Origin of the sequence: Polaribacter septentrionalilitoris (assembly GCF_009832745.1) — a bacterium.
GTDB classification, from domain to species: Bacteria; Bacteroidota; Bacteroidia; order Flavobacteriales; family Flavobacteriaceae; genus Polaribacter; species Polaribacter septentrionalilitoris.
Genome location: NZ_VRMJ01000041.1, coordinates 220,248 through 238,261 on the forward strand (window position 1 = coordinate 220,248; position 18,014 = coordinate 238,261).

Below are 18,014 nucleotides of genomic sequence, written 5' to 3' on the forward strand. Positions count from 1 at the left end.
AAATGAAAATTAAAAACTACATCAATAGAGAATTTGTAAATCCAATTTCTAATAGTTGGTTAGATAACTACAACCCAGCAATTGGAGAAGTATATGGGCAAATTCCAAATTCCTCAAAAGAAGATGTAGAAAAAGCATATCAAGCTGCAGCAAAAGCATTTCCAAAATGGAGTAATTTCACATTAGAAGAAAGAAGTAAAATCTTATCAAAAATAGCCGATTTAATTTTAGAGAAATTAGATTTCTTGGCAGAAGCAGAATCTAAAGACAATGGCAAGTCGATTTCTTTGGCAAAACAAGTTGATATTCCAAGAGCAGCAAGTAATTTTCGTTTTTTTGCAAATGCCATTACTCAATTTTCATCAGAAAGTCACGAAAGCGTAGGATTAAATGCCATCAATTTTACTTTACGACAACCAATTGGTGTTGTAGGTTGTATTTCTCCTTGGAATTTACCACTCTATTTATTTACTTGGAAAATTGCACCAGCCATTGCAGCAGGTAATTGTATAGTTGCAAAACCAAGTGAAGTAACACCAATGACAGCCCATTTATTAGGAAAAATTTGCAACGAAGTTGGTCTCCCAAAAGGCGTTTTAAATATTGTTCATGGATTAGGTACAACCACAGGTCAAGCAATTGTAGAACACCCGAAAATTAAAGCAATTTCATTTACAGGTGGCACAAAAACAGGAGCGCACATTGCACGAGTTGCAGCACCTATGTTTAAAAAATTATCTTTAGAATTAGGCGGAAAAAACCCAAATATCATATTTGCAGATTGCGATTATGAAAAGATGTTAGCAACGACAGTGCGTTCTTCATTCGCAAATCAAGGACAAATTTGTTTATGTGGAAGTCGTATTTTAGTTGAAGAAAGTATTTATGAGAAATTCAAAAAAGATTTTATTCAAAAAGTAGCTGACTTGAAAGTTGGAAATCCATCAGATTCATCAACAGATATTGGAGCATTAGTTTCTAAACAACATTTAGAAAAAGTGAAAAGTTATATTGATATTGTTGAGCAGGAAGGCGGAAAAATTTTATCTGGTGGTTTAGAAGTAACCTTACCTAATTATGAAAACGGATATTACTTTCAGCCAACTGTCATAGAAATAACAGACAATAAATGTCGTTTAAATCAAGAAGAAATTTTTGGTCCAGTTGTAACCATAATGTCTTTTAAAACTGATAAAGATGCCTTAACTTTAGCCAACGATGTAAAATATGGATTATCGGGAACTCTATGGACAAACAATCTAAATAGAACGATGCAAATTGCAAAACAATTACAAACAGGAATTGTTTGGGTAAATACATGGATGTTACGCGATTTAAGAACACCTTTTGGTGGGGCTAAAGAAAGTGGAGTAGGACGTGAAGGGGGTTTTGAAGCACTCAGATTTTTTACAGAACCTAAGAATATTTGTATCAAATATGAATAAAGAAATAAAACAAAAAATCATCCAAGTTTGCGATGAAAAAATTGCTAAAAAAGGAGAAAATGTTGGGTTGTCATTCTATGCGTTTTTCAAGAATAAAAATGACAATCCTAAATTATTAATGGAAGTTGCCACTTGGTGGATTGAAACACATGCGTTAGATCACTTTGAAAAAGCTGTTAAGATTAAACAAATGATTTTAGAAAATTTATAAACATGAATTTAAACATACAAAACAAAAACGTATTAGTCTGTGGTAGCACACAAGGTATAGGCAAAGCAACTGCAATTTTATTGGCAGAAGAAGGAGCAAACGTAACTTTAATAGCCAGAAATGAAGAAAAGCTAAAAAAAGTTTTATCAGAATTAAAAAATAATGGACAACAATGTCATGGTTATTTGGTTGCCGATTTTTCAAAACCCAATGAGTTAAAAAGTGTATTAGCAAATTCAGAATTACAATTTCATATTTTAGTGAACAATACTGGAGGTCCTGCAGGAGGCCCTATTTTTAATGCTAAAATAGAAGAGTTCGAAAAGGCATTTACTCAACACTTAAAGTGCAATCATATTTTAGTACAAAATTTAGTTCCGTTTATGAAAACGCAATGTTTTGGACGCATCATTAATGTCATTTCAACTTCTGTTAAACAACCTTTAGACGGTTTGGGAGTTTCCAATACCATTAGAGGTGCTGTGGCTAGTTGGTCTAAAACCATGGCAAACGAGTTGGGCGAATTCGGCATCACCGTTAACAATGTATTACCAGGGGCAACAGCCACAGAACGTCTAAAAGAAATTATGAATAACAAAGCTCAAAAAACAGGGAAACCTTTTGATGAGGTTGTAAAAGCTATGAAAAATACAACACCAGCAAAACGATTTGCAAAACCAGCGGAAGTGGCTGCTGCTATCGTGTTTTTAGCAAGTGAACAAGCAAGTTATATCAACGGAATTAATATTCCTGTAGATGGCGGAAGAACAAAAAGTTTGTAAATTTATAACAAAACTTGCGTTAGGGATTGAAGTGACATCCTTTTTATGTCAGTTCGAGTTAATTTGTGAAGTATGAACAAATTTGTATCGAGAACAAATAAAAAGATATAACGAAAAGCCCGACCTTTAGGGAACGCCCAAAAAATAATAATATGAGCAAACTAGTACAGCCTTTAAATTTTAAAAAGTGGATTGATGATCATCGACATTTATTAAAACCACCAGTTGGTAACAAACAAGTTTGGGACAATGGCGAATATATTGTAATGGTGGTTGGTGGACCAAACAACAGAAAAGATTATCACTACAATGAAACTCCTGAGTTTTTTTATCAAATAGAAGGAGATATGATTTTAAAAATTATAGATGATAAAGGAGAAATGATTGATGTAGAAATTAATGAAGGAGACATTTATATGTTACCTAGTAAAGTGCCGCACTCACCTCAAAGAAAACCAAATACAGTTGGCTTGGTAATAGAATATCCAAGATCTGAAGGCATGTTAGATGCCCTAGAATGGTATTGCGAAAATTGTGGAAATCAATTGTATAGAGAAGAATTTAAACTAGAAAATATTGAAATAGACATGCCAGTAATTTTCGATAAGTTTTACTCTGATAAAGAAAAATGCACTTGTAATAAATGTAGAACTTTTATGGAAAAACCCCAAAAAGTAAAAATAAATGAATAGAAAAACTTTTTTAAAGAAAAGTATGTATTCTGTTTTAGGACTTGGTCTTTTTACCGGTTTTTATTCATGGCAGTTAGAACCTTTTTGGTTAGAATTTGTTACCCTTAAAATGCCCATTAAAAATTTGCCCAAACATTTAATTGGTAAAAAATTAATGCAAATTAGCGATATTCATGTAGGTAATCGATTTGATTATAATTATTTAATAGATTCATTTAAAAAAGCTCAAAAGTTAAACCCAGATTTTGTGGTTTATACTGGTGATTTTATAGATTATGAAAACCAAGAACAGTTTACGCAATTACGTACTGTCTTTAAACACGTTGTAACAGGAAAATACGGTACAATTGGCGTTTTAGGGAATCATGATTATGGAAAAAATTGGGCAGAAGAAAAAGTAGCTCAGAATGTAATTTCAATTTTAAAAGAACATAAAATAGATGTGCTTAGAAATAGTAAAACTAGTTATCAAGGTTTACATTTTATTGGAATAGATGATTATTGGAGCTTTAATTTTTATCCTAAAAAAGCCACAGCCAACTTAGATAAAAACAAACCTTATGTAGCGCTATGTCACAACCCAGATGTATGTGATTTAGACGTCTGGAATGGTTATGACAGTTGGATTCTTTCTGGGCATACACATGGTGGTCAAGTAAAACCCCCTTTTCTGCCACCACCAATTTTACCTGTAGAAAATGAAAAATATTCGGCTGGTAAAATAGATTTAGATGATGGTAGAACTTTGTATATTAATAGAGCTCTTGGTTGTTTAAGACAAGTTAGATTTAATGTTAGGCCAGAAATTACCTTATTTGAATTAGAACAAGCCTAAAAGAAATCCTTTTTTAGTAACTTCATAATCAATTAAAGATGAAAAAAAGAAAATTACGCATTAACGGTCATTCTCATTTATTACCTTATCCAGAAGAAATTCCACAGTTTATGAAAGACAAGGAGATTTTTTGGGTAGATGATGAGCGCAAGCATATGTTGCAAAAAGGATGGAAACGCCCTGTAACCGATTCTAGTTTTTTTTTGGATGAAAAACTAAAATGGATGGAACGCAACAAAATAGATCATGCAGTTGTGTTGAATTTGTCTCAACTGTATGGAAATGGTTTGCGTTTAGAAGAAATGAAAAAAGCGTTACGTTTTCAGAACGATTTTAATGCAAAAGTGCAAAGAGAACATCCTTCTAAATTTACTTGTGGTTTTGTGGTGCATCCTGGTTTTATTTATGGGGCATTAGATGAAATGAAACGTTGTGTAGAAGAATTAGATTTAAAAGTATTGTGTTTACCAACCCATTTTATGGATTCAATAGGGCAATGGCGTTGCGTTTTTGATGAAGAAAATGATCGGATTTTTGAGCTCGCAGACAAATACAAACTAGCTATAGAAATTCATCCTTATGATGGAGATAAAATGATAAAATTAGAAAATACCAATTGGCGTTTTCATTTAATTTGGATGTTGGCACAATGTGGAGATGCGTATCATTTTTATACGTTAAATGGAATGCAAGAGCGTTTTCAAAATATTAGAACTTGTTTTGCTCATGGTGGTCAATTGGCTCAAATGAATTTAGGAAGACGTATTCAAGGTTTTGATGGAAGACCAGATTTGTTTGAAGGAAAATCACATCCAAGAAAAGCAGTAGGACATAAAAATATCTTTTTTGACACTTTGGTTCACGATACAGATTCATTAGGGTTAATGTTTAAAAGACAAGGTCCTAAACAAATTTTAATGGGATTAGATGATCCTTATCCATTAGGTGAAATGGAGAGTGACAAACAATCTTCTTATCCTGGAAAAATTTTAGATTTAGCGATTGAGAGGAATATTCTCTCTCAAGAAGAAAAAGACGAAATCTGGGAAGATAACGTCTTACAATGGTTATTTGGTGATGATGAAGTTGCAAAACAAAATCTGGTGAATAAGATTTTGAAAGTATAATTGTCATTTCGATAATAGGAGAGATCTCTTTGTAAATTAATTAAAATTTCTCCTCATTATTTATTCGAAATGACAGATTTATTACCCTTGACACTGTTTTAATACTTCTTTAGCTCTTTTTTGTTGAAATTTAGGGTAAAATTCGGTTTCAATTTTCTCTTTTTTTCCTAGTTCAATGGCGCGTTTAATTTGCTCACAATATGGTTTTGTTGATTTTCCAAAGAATTTAGCTGCACCCATTTCCCATTCCGCTTTTCCTAAAATAACTCTTGGATTATTTGGTGCGATTTTTAAAGCCTTTGCATATAACATATTGTTTTTTCCAGACAATGTCATTCCATATTTTTGACCATCAAAAGCGATATATCCTAAGTTTAATAAAGCTTGAGTAATGATGATTTCTGGATTATTCTCAGAGTTTGCCTTGGCTTCATCTAAAAACGCTTGTGCTTTGTTTAGTTTTGCCGTTAATTTAGCTTCATCTTTCAAACCAAAGCTTCCTAAAATTTCTACTGTGGCAGCATAGTATGCAGGCAACCATTTTGTAGGTTCTGCCTTTGAGATTCTTTCAAATAATTGAGAAGCTTCAGTAAGTTGTCCTTTTTCCCATAATCCGAATGCTTTTTGCATTCCTTTCTGATATTTTGTTTGCGCATTTACATTTAAGGACATAACTATCCCAATGAATAAAAGTATTTTTTTCATAATTAATTGATATTTAAAAAGTTAAACTTTTTTTTTATTTAATCTACAGAGATTGAAATTGTCTTGTCTGAATTAAGAATAAATTTGGCATCCTTAAATTTTGGAGGCCCCATAAAGCCAGTTGCATCATTAGAAAAACCATAAGGTTCTTTTGGAATCCCAAATATTCTAGTGTCCATTTTATTGTTATCATTTTCATCATGAAACAAAGAGACTGCATATTCACCTTTTTTTAATCCTTTAAAATAAGCAACTGCTTTTTTGTTTTTAACAACTGCATTTGTTCCTTTTGTGTCTTTACTAGATTTTAAAAAGTTCTCTTTATTGTTGTATAATGCAATAAAAACTTTTCCTGTATCTGTATCCATTCCTGTGATTTCAATAGTTAAATCGAAAGTTTCTTCTTGAGCTTGGGTAGAGAATACACCACTCAAAATAAAAATTGTAATTAAAAATAATTTCTTCATAGTTTGTTTATTGATGATTCAAATATCTGATGTTTTTGTGAGTATTACACAAGAACAATACCGAATTGTTGTTTTTTGTTTCTGAGTTGTAAAATACTATAAATTATCTAACTGATTTGATTTTTTATCATCACTAATTGTCCAGAAAAATCCAACAAAAAAGAACGTATCTGCATTAGGTACTATAGCTTGTCTATCAAAATTTCCGTTCATATCTGGTGTGTTTTTATAATTATAACCAAAGACATTTTTTCTCCCTAAAGCATTGTTTACAGAGAAATACAAAATCTTTTGTTGATCAATTAAATATGCCCAATTTAGACTCACAGAATGATAAGGTGCTGTTTTGTTGTTTAAAAAACCTTGTTCATTTGGGTTGGTATAGGTTCTTCCAGAGGCAAAATTATAAGTAATTCCTAATTGACTTTTCCAATCTTCTACCCAATGTTTTGCTACAAAAGAAAAGTTATGAGTTGATGCAAAATTTGGTGTTGCTGTAGTTGTGTAATTTCTGTAATCTCTCTCAGTGTCTAAATAAGAATATGAAATCCAATAATCTGTATTCTTTATTTTACCATTTTGTCTCCAAAAAACATCAATTCCTTTTGCATACGCAGTTCCATCATTTGAGAAATTCGAATTGAAATTAGGCATATCAGTATCATACTTTACCAAATCATTATAACCTTTATAATAGGCTTCAATTCTAAAGATTTGATTTTTTTTGGTGTGTTGAAAGTTTGCAATTAAATGTGATGCATTTTCTGCTTTAAAATCTTGATTAAACTTCAAATAGTTATTACTAGGATTTTGATAAAACTGTCCATAAGCCAAGGAAAACTGTGAGTTTTTACTTGATTTGTAAGATAATGATGCTCTTGGAGATAACGTAAATTCATTAGAAAAACTTGAATGTTCTGCTCTTAAACCTATTTTTGTAGCTAAATTTTTAGAAAAAAAGAGATCTGTTTCTGCAAAAGAAGCAAATAGTTTATTATCAAAACCATAATCAAAAGATTGACTGTTAATAGGAGTATAGTTTTCATTGAATTTGGTAATAAAATATTCTGATCCAATAGCAACTCTAAATCTGCTTGAAAATTGCTTTCTTAAATTTACTTTAAAATGAGCTGAATTTTCATTGTTGTTAATCTCGTCATCAATTATTTTTACAGTTGAATTGTCGTTTGTAAAACTCATTCCAGTTTCAATTTTCCAATTGTTGCCAAATTTGTTTTTATATGAACTATTGATGTATAGGTTTCTGTTTCTTAATCCAAAACGGAATCCATCAATAAAATTAATATCATCTTGAATAACATCTAAATCCGTGTAACTGAATGCACAATAAACTTTTAGCATAGAATCATCTTTAAAACTATGCCTGTAAACAGCTTCACCACTTGCAGATTGAAAAGGACTTAACCATGTATTTCTATCAGGAAAAAGTTCTGTATACGGTTGTAAGTTGATATAAGATGTGTTGATGCTCAATGAGTTATTACCCCAAATTTGTGTATTACCAACACCAACACCAACTGTCATTAATGAAATATCAGTTTTTTCTTGATCTGGTTTGTCAATTGTGGTTAAGTCTAATACTCCTGAAAGTGCTTGTCCGTATTCAGCAGAATATCCTCCTGTAGAAAAAGTAATTCCTTTGAATAAAAACGGAGAATAACGTCCACGAGTTGGCGTATTATTTGGTGATGGGCTATAAGGTGTAAAAACACGCATACCATCAATAAAAATTTGCGTCTCTTCAGCATTACCACCTCTAACAAATAAGCGTCCATCTTCAGCAGCAGCTGAAGTTCCTGGTAGTGTTTGTAGAGCTCCTAAAACATCACCAACAGCACTTGCAGTAGTTACAATATCTAAAGGTTTTAAAACGGTAACTTTAGCTTTATCTCCTGCTCTAAATGTTCCTGCATTTATAGTTACTGCATCTAAAGTATTGACATCTTCTCTTAGTTTTACTTTTAAATTACTGAGTTTTGAAACATCATCCATTTTTACAAAGGGTTCAAAAGAGACAAAAGAAATGACTAAAGTTTGTGTTCCTTTTTCTTCTGTTTTGAATGAAAATTCACCTTTGTTATTTGTTGTATCACCATCGTAAGTGCCATCTAAATAAACATTTGCTCCAGTGACAGGTTTGTTTTTTGCATCAATTACTTTTCCTGAAATGGTAGTTTGTGCAAAACTTGAGATTTGACTAATTATAAATAGTAAAAATAAAATTCGTTTCATCATTATTGATTTTTTGATGATACAAAGATTTGACGATTATCTCTTTTTGAATAAAAAGAAATACCGAGTTGTGAATTTTAAACGATGAGTTGTACGTTAAAGCACAGGAATACATAAATCTACAATAAACCTATTTTCTGGATGTTCATTGCCGTTATTGTAGTAAATTTCAAAAGGATCAATATCTGATTTTTTATAACCATTTTCTGTCATCCAAACAAAAGAAGATTCCCATGCTTGTTGAAATTCTTGAGACTCAATTTCAAGACGATTTACAATGCATTTACCAGGGTTAATTGATTTTAAATTTACTTCTCCTTCAACTTTAATAGGAGCATTTAAAACAATTGCAATACTAGTTCTAATGTTTTCTGGACTCGTAATTTTAGGGCTATCGTGGTAAATGGTAAGCAATCGTAAATTTTCTTGATTCATTAATCCTTTTGGAGTTGCCCATTGAATTAAGCGATTAAAAACCATTCCAATTTTTTCTAATTCTCCTTGATGCGAAATGCAAGCAATATTTAATTCTTCAATTTGTTTAACCTCTGTTTTAGCATTCATTTGTAACCATTTTAGTGCGTTATTGATATTACAAATGTATTGCTCAAAAGTAATTTTGGGTTGACCATTCTTGCTTTCGTTTTTACAAATCTTGCTATATTTCTCTGGGCTTTCTTTTTTAAATTGATTGGGTGAAAGTCCGTAAAATTTTTTGAAAGCTCTAGAAAATGAAGATAAATCACCAAAACCAACTTGCTCTGCAACTTCTGTAATTGTTACTTCTTTATGATACAATAAATGTATAGTAGCTTTTTCAATTCTCTTTCTAATGATATAATTGGTTAAAGTTTCTCCAACTGCAACAGAAAATAATCGATGAAAATGATAAGGAGAAAAATAGGCTTGTTTTGCAATGATAGATAATGTGAGTTTTTGAGATATATTTTTTTCAATAAAATCGATAGCTTTATTTAATCTTGCAATATTTTCCTTAGTAGTTGTTGAAAAGTTCAATGTGTTGATTTTTGTAATCGATAAAATAAGAATCCGCTTGCAAAATATAAAAATACATCTATAAAGTCTTTGGTATATCTTGCTAAATATTTAGGTAAAATAAACTCAAAAAATAAACTGTATAAAAAACAGATATATAGAATTATAGATAACGAAAGCATATATTTTTTATCATTTTTAGACCATTTTAAAACCTGCAAACTGATAAAAAGAATAATTGGAATAATTAAAAAATCATTCAAGTAAAATTGAATAATATTTGGAAGTTCAACAGAAAAATACTGTAAAAAATAGACAATTGTCCCTGTAATAAAACAGAATATAAAATAATATGTGAGTTTTGTGTTCAATGTTAACCAGCTGCTACCATTGCTATAAACCAAGCTAATCCTGCTCCAATAGCACTAACTACTAGTATAGCTGAGTATAGAATCCAACCAAAAATTCGATATATTAAGAATGGATGTTTTTTGAGACGTTCAGCTAAATTTGGGTTTTCTAACTCTTTTTTAACCTCCTTAATTTGAGCATTTTTAACTTCTTCCGCTTTTAATACTCTCTTTTTAGCATCAGAAATTAGGCTGTTACAAAACGAACAATAATCAGTGTTTGTATTGATTGTTCCGCATTCAGAACATTTTATAATTCGTGTACCCATTTAAAAATTAATCTGCTTGTTTTTGGATTTATAAGGACGAATAATTAATCGAGTTTCTCTATCAAAACGAATGTAATTATACACCCAGTTTAGAAAAACAATAGCCTTGTTTCTAAAACCTATTAATGAAAAGAGATGCACAAACATCCAAACAAACCAAGCAAAAACACCTTGAAATTTCCATTTAGGCAAGTCAACTACCGCTTTGTTTCTACCAATTGTTGCCATGGATCCTTTGTCATTATATACAAAAGGTTTTTGCTTTTTCTTTCCTAGTTTTAAAAGAATGTTTTTAGCAGCTAATTTTCCTTGCTGAATAGCAGGTTGCGCCATCATTGGATGTCCATATGGGTTTTCTATAGATGACATACAAGCTACATCACCAATAGCATAGATATTTTGATAATTGATGACCTGATTGAATTCATTAACTTTAATTCTTGCAGCTCTTTCAATAATACATTCTGTATCTAAGCCATCAATAGTTTCTCCCTTTACACCAGCTGCCCAAATAACTGTTTCTGCTCTAAAATGATCTACACCATTGGTTTTTACAATTTTACCATCATAGTCTAAAACACGTAAGTTTTTCCAAACATTTACCCTTAGTTTAATTAGGAAATCTTCAGCTTTTTCTGATGCTTTGGCACTCATTCCTTTTAGTAAACACTCAGAACTTTGAATCAAATTAATTTGCATTTGACGAATATCTAAATCTGGATAATCTTTAGGTAAAATCCCTTTTTTCATTTCTGCTAAAGCACCAGCTAATTCTACACCTGTTGGTCCACCACCAACAATTACAAAATTCATTAAAGCATTTCTTTCTTCAATATTTGAAGTTAGCAAAGCTTCTTCAAAATTTTCTAAAATAAGACTTCTAATATTTAAAGATTGTGGAACAGACTTCATTTCCATAGCAAACTTTTGGATGTTTGTGTTTCCAAAAAAGTTTGTGGTTGATCCTGAGGCTATGATTAATTCATCATAATCTAAGTCTCCTATAGAAGTTTCGATTAAATTTTGATCAGGATGAATTTTCATTACTTCAGCTAACCTAAAATAAAAATTTTCTACATCGTTAAATCGTTTTCTAAGCGGAAAAGCAATAGAATCTGGTTCTAAACCACCAGTAGCAACTTGGTAGAGTAGAGGTTGAAATGTATGGTAATTGTGTTTGTCAATTAAAACAACTTGTAATTCTTGTTCTTCTAATCCTTTTGCTGCAGCTAAACCAGCAAATCCACCACCAACAATAACGACTCTTGGAAAACTTGTTTGTGGTATGTTCATTCTTTTTTGTTTTTATAATTGGTAGTCGTAATTTTAGTTTTTAGATTAAAATCTCTGATTAACATTTTAGTGAATTTATCAGCGCCATATTTGTTTAAATGACCAGCATCTTTAAATAACTTAGGGTTTGTAACAGAATCAATATAAGGGAAAATATTTTCTTTTTTTAATACTTCTTTAAAAGTTGTTTCATTTTTAACATTGTAGTAAGGTGAGGTATAAAAAATTAATTCTATTTTTTTTTCTTTTGCAAAAAGTGAAATCTCATTTAATAATTCAGTATCATATTTTTTCTTAAAATCACTACTGATTGTATCAGTTTTTAAAACATTCTCAAGTCCAATATAAAACTTTTTTACTCTTTTTTTATTACCTAATTTCAATAATAATTCTCGATAACCAATCTTATATCCATAATTCATATATCTATAAAAAGGAATTTTTGTGTCTTTAAAATAATCTAAATCATATTCTTTTAAATGATTATTAATTACTTTATTTTTAATAAATGGTAAAAAATAACTAACTCCACTAAATCTTTTTTTAGATTTTTCTACTAAGTCAGCCTCATCAATATTTATAAAATATTTTTTAGCACTAATATTTTGTTGCTTTAAAAGTTTTAGTGTTAAAAAAGTTTCAGGTAAATTCTGTCCAGAGATACCAAAATTAATACTTTTTTTACCTGTTTCTTTATCTATCATAAAAGTATTAATGTGAAACTCAACCCTAGAAGAGCCTAAAAATATATAATCATATTTTTTACCTTTATTTTGAAATATATATTCAATTTTTGTTCTTATGGTATCTTTATTTACATAAATATAAGTGTAAGAAAAATCTAGTACAATTAATATTATACCAAAAATCAGAATTCTTTTAACTAAATAAATTATAAATTTTTTCATTAAAACTGAAAGTATATGAAACTTGAATGGTTTGTAAACTGACCAAAAACTAGTAGCATTAGAATTATTATTAATTCATTTAAATTTTTAAACCTCCCTTCAAAAGGAGTTTCATTAACTCTATAAAACCACTCAAAACAACAAAAGATGGGTATTAAAAATAAAACTTCAAAAGAGAATCTTTCTAAACCACTTATATAGTCTATTTTAAAAGTATTTTGGTTATTAAAAATACCTAAAATATATTTCCATGCATGATTGACGGTTTCTGCTCTAAAAAATATCCATGCGAATGTGGTAAATATAAAAGTTGAAAATATTTGAAATATTTCTTTTATGTTAGGGATATAGTTGTTTTTAGCAACAGAATCTGTATGTATTCTATTTTTATTTGTTAGTAATAGCGGTAAAAAGAAAAGAGCATTTAGCCCACCCCAAACAATAAAAGTCCAATTAGCTCCATGCCAAAAACCACTTACTAAGAAAATAATAAATACGTTTCTTAGTTGTTTCCATTTTGGCCCTTTTGATCCTCCTAATGGGATGTATAAATAATCTCTAAACCAGGTTGACAATGATATATGCCATCTTCTCCAGAATTCAGCAATATCTCTTGAAAAATATGGGTAATTAAAGTTACGCATTAAGTTAAATCCAAATAATCTTGATGTACCAATAGCGATATCTGAATAGCCTGAAAAATCACCATAAATTTGAAATGCAAAATAGATGGCTCCTAATATTAAAGTTAAACTAGATTGATCTTGATAAGTATCAAAAATTTCATTCACATAAATTGCACAATTATCTGCAATTACAATTTTTTTAAAGAGCCCCCATAAAATTAACTTAATCCCAGAAACGGCTAAATCGTAATCAAATTTCCTTTTTTGATAAAACTGAGGAAGTAAGTTTGTTGCTCTTTCTATAGGACCAGCAACTAATTGAGGGAAAAAAGAAACAAAGCTTGCAAATGCAATAAAGTTTTTTGTAGGTTCTAGTTTATTTCTAAAAACATCTATAGCGTAACTCAATGTTTGAAACGTATAAAATGAAATTCCTACTGGCAGAATAATATTTAATGAACTTTTATTCATTTGTATCCCTAAATTAGACCAAGCAAGAATCCAATTATCAACAAAGAAATTATAGTATTTAAAAAAGCCTAATATACCAAGATTGAAAAGCAAACTACACCATAATAAATATCTTCTTTTCTTTTTGTTATCTGTTTTTCTTAGGAGTAAACCAATTGTATAATCAAGTATTGTGCTTAAAAAAATTAAACCTAAAAATTTCCAATCCCACCAACCATAAAAAATATAACTAGCAATTAAAATAAGTGAATTTTGTAATTGTATTTTTTTAAATACAAACCAATAAAGAAAAAACACTATTGGTAAAAAAAATAAAAATTCAAAAGAATTAAACAGCATTTAGAAAGTTGTTTTTTTACAAAAGTACATTTTTTATTGGCTATGTTTTCTTTTTATTTCTTGTAGTATTTTGTTTGAATTGATGAATTTAGAGATGACTTTATATTGTAATTCTTCTTTTTTGATATCAAAATAGTGTGTCCATTTATCATCTTTAAATAAATGATGTATTTGTTGTATTCTTTTTTGAGCCTCAGAATAGGTGAATAGATGTTGATGAAGTTCTTTTCTAAGAGGATGAATTTTTGCAGATTTTAATTCGTAATCAACAGTTATAAAAAAGTTTTTTTGTGATGAGTTGATGGGGTAGAAGTCTATCCATTTTGCAAAACCAATAACTGTTTTTTGATTTTTATATTTCTGATTTGTGATTAATTTCCATCTACAATTGGCAACTCTTCCCCAATGATTGGATTTTCGATACACACCTTCATCATTATAAAAATACAAGCTATCAGATTTACTTTTATAATTGGTGTCTTCAGGAAAATCAAAATCATCAACTTGTGTATATTCACAAAAAGTGTGTTTAAAAAAGTTAGTGGAATTATATTTTTTAAATCCAGGCATTTATTTGATAACTAGTTTTCTAGAAGGTTCTCTTTCAAATCCTTGAACAAATATAGTGTCTTTTGTAAATTTAACTTTAGCAAAAGCAGAAGTGTTTTTGGTATCTACCATTCCTTTAAAAGTTAAATAATGCACTTTGTCTACAAGTTGATAAGCACCATTATGATTGTGACCATTAAAAAATATTTTCACATTTTTATAAGGTTTGATCAATTTTAAAAATTGATCTCTATTCCATAAGTTATCATTATCTATAGGATAAATAGGAAAATGACAGTAAAAACCTACCTTTTGATTTTCTTTAATAGCTGTATCTAATTCCGTTTTTACCCAATTAATTTGTGCATTACTTAAACCACCATTCCATTTTTTTAAATAGGGTAAATTTTTATCTTTTAAAAGATGAAACAAAGAATCTGTTTGTTGTTCTTTTACTATTGATGTTGTTCCGTAAAAACTTAAATCATTACCGTCTAAAACAATAAAACGCCAATCATTTTCCACAAAACTATAATATCTAGATGTTAAGTTTAATTTAGAAATGATTTTTTCTTTATTGGTTTGACCAACATCAAAATCATGGTTTCCTAAAACATGGTATTTTTTTGATTTTAGCTTGTTCCAAGTGGGTAAAATACTGTCTAAACTCCAAATTTGTTTGTCAATGAAGTCACCTAAATGAATGGTATAAGTTAACGAATCTTTATTAAATGTTGTAACTGCTTCTTTTAGTCTTTTAGGAGCTTTTTTATAATGTCTTCCCCATTTTGCATCACAATTACAATATTGACAATCTGCTATGATTCCTATTTTAAATGAAGAACATGAATTTTGCCCATAATTTGACAATGAGATAGATAACAGTAAAAAAAGGAACTTTTTCATATTTGTAAAAATAATCAAAAAGTTGACTTTTTTTATAAAAAAAAACGCAATCAATTTAATGATTGCGTTTTAGATATATATAGATTCTGAACACAGTTCAGAGAGTGGACTTATTTCAATTCCTCAAAATCTATACTTCGACTTTGCTTAGCAAAGGCTACTTAACTTCTTCAAAGTCTACATCTTCAACATTGTCTCCTTGATCAGCATTTCCTTCAGGTTGACCTTGTTGTGCTCCTGCATCTGCACCAGCAGCTCCTTGTTGAGCAGCATACATTTCTTCAGAAGCAACTTTCCATGCTTCGTTGATTTTCTCCATAGCAGCATCAATTTGAGCTAAATCTTTAGACTCGTGAGCAGCTTTTAACTCTACTAAAGCAGCTTCAATTGGTTCTTTTTTATCCGCAGATAACTTATCACCAAATTCTTTTAATTGCTTTTCTGTTTGAAAAATCATGGAATCTGCACCATTTACTTTTTCTGCAGTTTCTTTTGCAATTTTATCAGCATCTGCATTTGCTTCTGCTTCTTGTTTCATTTTTTCGATTTCCTCTTCAGACAAACCAGAAGACGCTTCTATACGAATATCTTGAGATTTTCCTGTAGCTTTATCTACTGCAGAAACTTTAATGATTCCGTTTGCATCAATATCAAAAGTTACCTCAATTTGTGGTACACCTCTTTGTGCTGGTGGAATATCAGTCAATTGAAAACGTCCAATTGTTTTGTTATCAGCAGCCATTGCTCTTTCTCCTTGCAGTACGTGAATGTCTACAGAAGGTTGATTATCTACAGCAGTAGAAAATACTTGCGATTTTTTAGTTGGGATAGTTGTATTCGCATCAATTAATTTTGTGAATACATTACCCATTGTTTCAATACCTAATGATAAAGGTGTAACATCTAATAACAATACATCTTTTACATCACCAGTTAAAACACCACCTTGAATTGCAGCACCTAAAGAAACAACTTCATCTGGGTTTACACCTTTACTAGGTGCTTTTCCAAAGAATTTTTCAACAGCTTCTTGAATTGCAGGTATTCTTGTAGAACCACCTACTAATATAATTTCATCAATATCAGAAGTTGATAAATCAGCATTTTTTAATGCAGTTTTACAAGGCTCAATTGTTCTTTTTACTAAATCATCAATTAATTGCTCAAATTTAGCTCTACTTAGTGTTCTTACCAAGTGTTTTGGTCCGCTTGCAGTAGCAGTTACATAAGGTAAATTAATTTCAGTAGATGAAGAGCTTGATAATTCAATTTTTGCTTTTTCAGCAGCTTCTTTTAAACGTTGTAAAGCCATTGGGTCTTTACGTAAGTCCATATTTTCTTCAGACTGGAATTCATCTGCCAACCAATTGATGATTTTTTCATCAACGTCATCACCACCTAAATGTGTATCTCCATCAGTAGCTAATACTTCAAAAACACCATCACCTAATTCTAAAATAGAAACGTCATGCGTACCACCACCAAAGTCAAAAACTACAATTTTCTTATCGTCATTAGCTTTATCTAAACCATAAGCTAATGCAGCAGCAGTAGGCTCGTTAATAATTCTTTCTACTTTTAAACCAGCAATTTCACCAGCTTCTTTAGTAGCTTGTCTTTGTGCATCGTTAAAATATGCAGGTACCGTTACTACAGCTCCTGTTACATCAGTTCCTAAATAGTCTTCTGCGGTTTTCTTCATTTTTTGAAGAATCATTGCAGAAATTTCTTGAGGTGTATATAAACGACCATCAATATCTACTCTAGGAGTATCATTATCTCCTTTTACTACTTTATAAGGTACTCTTTGTACTTCTTGAGAAGATTCAGAGAATTTATTACCCATAAAACGTTTAATTGAATATACTGTTTTTGTTGGGTTAGTTACTGCTTGTCTTTTTGCAGGATCACCAATCTTACGTTCTCCTCCTTCTACAAAGGCAACAATAGATGGTGTAGTTCTTTTTCCTTCAGCATTAGGAATTACAACTGGCTCATTACCTTCCATTACAGAAACACACGAGTTGGTTGTTCCTAAATCTATTCCTATAATTTTACTCATAATATTTATTTTTATTAAATTCTATTTTTCAATTTTACACTTTGTATTAGTCAAATGCTGTGCCAACAGGTTTTTAGCAGTAAAATGTCAGTTTTTTTAAAAAATAAAAGAATTCATGTGACATATTGACACAAAATGTATCTAATAAAATAGAAACACTCTTAGATTTGAAAACAATCAATATTTTCTTATATTTGAGAGGTTCAACAAATAATGAATAATACTTAAAACTAAAAAACAAAATCATGAGTAAATTTGACGAAAAAGTTGCTTTGTACAAAAAATTTATGGACGATAGAAATCTACGTTCTAACACTGAATTATTAGCAGCCGTTACTAAAGGTTTAGGACCTTCTATCTACAAAAAAGATGCAGAAACAGTTTCTGGTTCTGATGCTAAAGAATTGGCAACTGTTAAAAATAACTTTTTAATTAAAAAATTAGGATTAGCTGATAGCAAAGAACTTGACGAAGGAATTGAAGAAGTGATGGAGAGAATTGGAAAATCTGAAAGAAACAAGTACAGAGCATGTGTTTACTATATGTTAGTGAAGAAATTTGATAAAGAATCTGTTTACGGATTCTAAAAATTAACACTTTATTAATACTATAAAAAATCCAGCTCATTGAGTTGGATTTTTTACATTTACAGCAAAATATGTAATCAA

At 30.1% G+C, this 18,014-nt stretch carries 18 protein-coding genes; 7 read left to right on the top strand and 11 right to left on the bottom strand.

Annotated features, from left to right (window positions below; translation table 11 throughout):
• The first annotated feature begins 2 nt into the window (after nucleotides 1–2).
• The 6 genes from FP421_RS11145 (at nucleotide 3) to FP421_RS11170 (ending at nucleotide 5,092) form a co-directional block, all read left to right on the top strand.
• The gene (locus tag FP421_RS11145; protein WP_159950634.1) at nucleotides 3–1,445 is read left to right on the top strand and encodes an aldehyde dehydrogenase; all 1,443 of its coding nucleotides are present in this window, start codon (nucleotides 3–5) and stop codon (nucleotides 1,443–1,445) included.
• Nucleotides 1,438–1,656 (top strand): DUF6500 family protein, encoded by a 219-nt coding sequence (locus tag FP421_RS11150; protein WP_159950636.1) that lies wholly within the window; start codon nucleotides 1,438–1,440, stop codon nucleotides 1,654–1,656. Before FP421_RS11145 ends, FP421_RS11150 begins: the two co-directional genes overlap by 8 nt.
• A 2-nt stretch (nucleotides 1,657–1,658) precedes the next feature.
• Nucleotides 1,659–2,438 carry an SDR family oxidoreductase gene (locus tag FP421_RS11155; RefSeq protein ID WP_159950638.1) on the top strand — a complete coding sequence of 260 codons (780 nt, stop codon included), beginning with the start codon at nucleotides 1,659–1,661 and terminating at the stop codon, nucleotides 2,436–2,438.
• 152 nt (nucleotides 2,439–2,590) lie between these two features.
• A complete protein-coding gene (locus FP421_RS11160; protein ID WP_159950640.1) occupies nucleotides 2,591–3,130 on the top strand; it encodes a 3-hydroxyanthranilate 3,4-dioxygenase in 540 nt (179 codons plus the stop codon).
• The gene (locus FP421_RS11165) at nucleotides 3,123–3,965 is read left to right on the top strand and encodes a metallophosphoesterase (RefSeq protein WP_159950642.1); all 843 of its coding nucleotides are present in this window, start codon (nucleotides 3,123–3,125) and stop codon (nucleotides 3,963–3,965) included. The genes FP421_RS11160 and FP421_RS11165 overlap by 8 nt, the downstream gene beginning before the upstream one ends.
• Nucleotides 3,966–4,003: 38 nt before the next feature.
• Complete coding sequence (locus FP421_RS11170; protein ID WP_159950644.1) at nucleotides 4,004–5,092, top strand: amidohydrolase family protein; 1,089 nt, start codon at nucleotides 4,004–4,006, stop codon at nucleotides 5,090–5,092.
• A gap of 81 nt (nucleotides 5,093–5,173) precedes the next feature.
• Here the strand turns inward: FP421_RS11170 and FP421_RS11175 are convergent, their stop codons facing one another.
• The 11 genes from FP421_RS11175 to dnaK form a co-directional block, all read right to left on the bottom strand.
• Entirely contained in the window at nucleotides 5,174–5,797 is a 624-nt protein-coding gene (locus FP421_RS11175; RefSeq protein ID WP_159950646.1) for a tetratricopeptide repeat protein, read from the bottom strand.
• A gap of 38 nt (nucleotides 5,798–5,835) precedes the next feature.
• A complete protein-coding gene (locus FP421_RS11180) occupies nucleotides 5,836–6,264 on the bottom strand; it encodes a DUF2141 domain-containing protein (protein WP_159950648.1) in 429 nt (142 codons plus the stop codon).
• Between the two features lie 96 nt (nucleotides 6,265–6,360).
• Nucleotides 6,361–8,517, bottom strand: a complete 2,157-nt coding sequence (locus tag FP421_RS11185) for a TonB-dependent receptor (protein ID WP_159951108.1) — start codon at nucleotides 8,515–8,517, stop codon at nucleotides 6,361–6,363.
• 96 nt (nucleotides 8,518–8,613) lie between these two features.
• On the bottom strand, nucleotides 8,614–9,534 hold the full coding sequence (locus FP421_RS11190) for an AraC family transcriptional regulator (RefSeq protein ID WP_159950650.1): 921 nt from the start codon (nucleotides 9,532–9,534) through the stop codon (nucleotides 8,614–8,616).
• 352 nt (nucleotides 9,535–9,886) lie between these two features.
• Nucleotides 9,887–10,192 carry a hypothetical protein gene (locus FP421_RS11195; RefSeq protein ID WP_159950652.1) on the bottom strand — a complete coding sequence of 102 codons (306 nt, stop codon included), beginning with the start codon at nucleotides 10,190–10,192 and terminating at the stop codon, nucleotides 9,887–9,889.
• Nucleotides 10,193–11,485 (bottom strand): NAD(P)/FAD-dependent oxidoreductase, encoded by a 1,293-nt coding sequence (locus FP421_RS11200; RefSeq protein WP_159950654.1) that lies wholly within the window; start codon nucleotides 11,483–11,485, stop codon nucleotides 10,193–10,195. It lies immediately after the preceding gene.
• Nucleotides 11,482–12,393: a hypothetical protein gene (locus tag FP421_RS11205; protein ID WP_159950656.1), complete on the bottom strand. Its 912-nt coding sequence runs from the start codon at nucleotides 12,391–12,393 to the stop codon at nucleotides 11,482–11,484. Before FP421_RS11205 ends, FP421_RS11200 begins: the two co-directional genes overlap by 4 nt.
• Nucleotides 12,393–13,829, bottom strand: coding sequence for an MBOAT family O-acyltransferase (locus FP421_RS11210; RefSeq protein WP_159950658.1), 1,437 nt, complete (start codon nucleotides 13,827–13,829; stop codon nucleotides 12,393–12,395). The genes FP421_RS11205 and FP421_RS11210 overlap by 1 nt, the downstream gene beginning before the upstream one ends.
• Before the next feature lie 33 nt (nucleotides 13,830–13,862).
• Nucleotides 13,863–14,399, bottom strand: coding sequence for a hypothetical protein (locus FP421_RS11215; protein WP_159950660.1), 537 nt, complete (start codon nucleotides 14,397–14,399; stop codon nucleotides 13,863–13,865).
• Entirely contained in the window at nucleotides 14,400–15,284 is an 885-nt protein-coding gene (locus FP421_RS11220; RefSeq protein WP_159950662.1) for a metallophosphoesterase, read from the bottom strand.
• Between the two features lie 157 nt (nucleotides 15,285–15,441).
• Entirely contained in the window at nucleotides 15,442–17,346 is a 1,905-nt protein-coding gene (dnaK, locus tag FP421_RS11225; RefSeq protein WP_159950664.1) for a molecular chaperone DnaK, read from the bottom strand.
• A gap of 245 nt (nucleotides 17,347–17,591) precedes the next feature.
• On the opposite strand from dnaK, the gene FP421_RS11230 reads away from it, so the two are divergent.
• Nucleotides 17,592–17,933, top strand: a complete 342-nt coding sequence (locus tag FP421_RS11230; protein ID WP_159950666.1) for a DUF2853 family protein — start codon at nucleotides 17,592–17,594, stop codon at nucleotides 17,931–17,933.
• Nucleotides 17,934–18,014 lie beyond the last annotated feature (81 nt).

Bases quoted from the DNA above. Each gene is read 5' to 3' on its own strand.
- FP421_RS11150 (WP_159950636.1), top strand. From the start codon at position 1,438: ATGAATAAAGAAATAAAACAAAAAATCATCCAAGTTTGCGATGAAAAA.
- FP421_RS11185 (WP_159951108.1), bottom strand. From the start codon at position 8,517: ATGAAACGAATTTTATTTTTACTATTTATAATTAGTCAAATCTCAAGT.
- FP421_RS11215 (WP_159950660.1), bottom strand. From the start codon at position 14,399: ATGCCTGGATTTAAAAAATATAATTCCACTAACTTTTTTAAACACACT.
- FP421_RS11155 (WP_159950638.1), top strand. From the start codon at position 1,659: ATGAATTTAAACATACAAAACAAAAACGTATTAGTCTGTGGTAGCACA.
- FP421_RS11195 (WP_159950652.1), bottom strand. From the start codon at position 10,192: ATGGGTACACGAATTATAAAATGTTCTGAATGCGGAACAATCAATACA.
- FP421_RS11145 (WP_159950634.1), top strand. From the start codon at position 3: ATGAAAATTAAAAACTACATCAATAGAGAATTTGTAAATCCAATTTCT.
- FP421_RS11200 (WP_159950654.1), bottom strand. From the start codon at position 11,485: ATGAACATACCACAAACAAGTTTTCCAAGAGTCGTTATTGTTGGTGGT.
- FP421_RS11210 (WP_159950658.1), bottom strand. From the start codon at position 13,829: ATGCTGTTTAATTCTTTTGAATTTTTATTTTTTTTACCAATAGTGTTT.
- FP421_RS11205 (WP_159950656.1), bottom strand. From the start codon at position 12,393: ATGAAAAAATTTATAATTTATTTAGTTAAAAGAATTCTGATTTTTGGT.
- FP421_RS11160 (WP_159950640.1), top strand. From the start codon at position 2,591: ATGAGCAAACTAGTACAGCCTTTAAATTTTAAAAAGTGGATTGATGAT.
- FP421_RS11165 (WP_159950642.1), top strand. From the start codon at position 3,123: ATGAATAGAAAAACTTTTTTAAAGAAAAGTATGTATTCTGTTTTAGGA.
- FP421_RS11230 (WP_159950666.1), top strand. From the start codon at position 17,592: ATGAGTAAATTTGACGAAAAAGTTGCTTTGTACAAAAAATTTATGGAC.
- FP421_RS11220 (WP_159950662.1), bottom strand. From the start codon at position 15,284: ATGAAAAAGTTCCTTTTTTTACTGTTATCTATCTCATTGTCAAATTAT.
- FP421_RS11175 (WP_159950646.1), bottom strand. From the start codon at position 5,797: ATGAAAAAAATACTTTTATTCATTGGGATAGTTATGTCCTTAAATGTA.
- FP421_RS11180 (WP_159950648.1), bottom strand. From the start codon at position 6,264: ATGAAGAAATTATTTTTAATTACAATTTTTATTTTGAGTGGTGTATTC.
- dnaK (WP_159950664.1), bottom strand. From the start codon at position 17,346: ATGAGTAAAATTATAGGAATAGATTTAGGAACAACCAACTCGTGTGTT.
- FP421_RS11170 (WP_159950644.1), top strand. From the start codon at position 4,004: ATGAAAAAAAGAAAATTACGCATTAACGGTCATTCTCATTTATTACCT.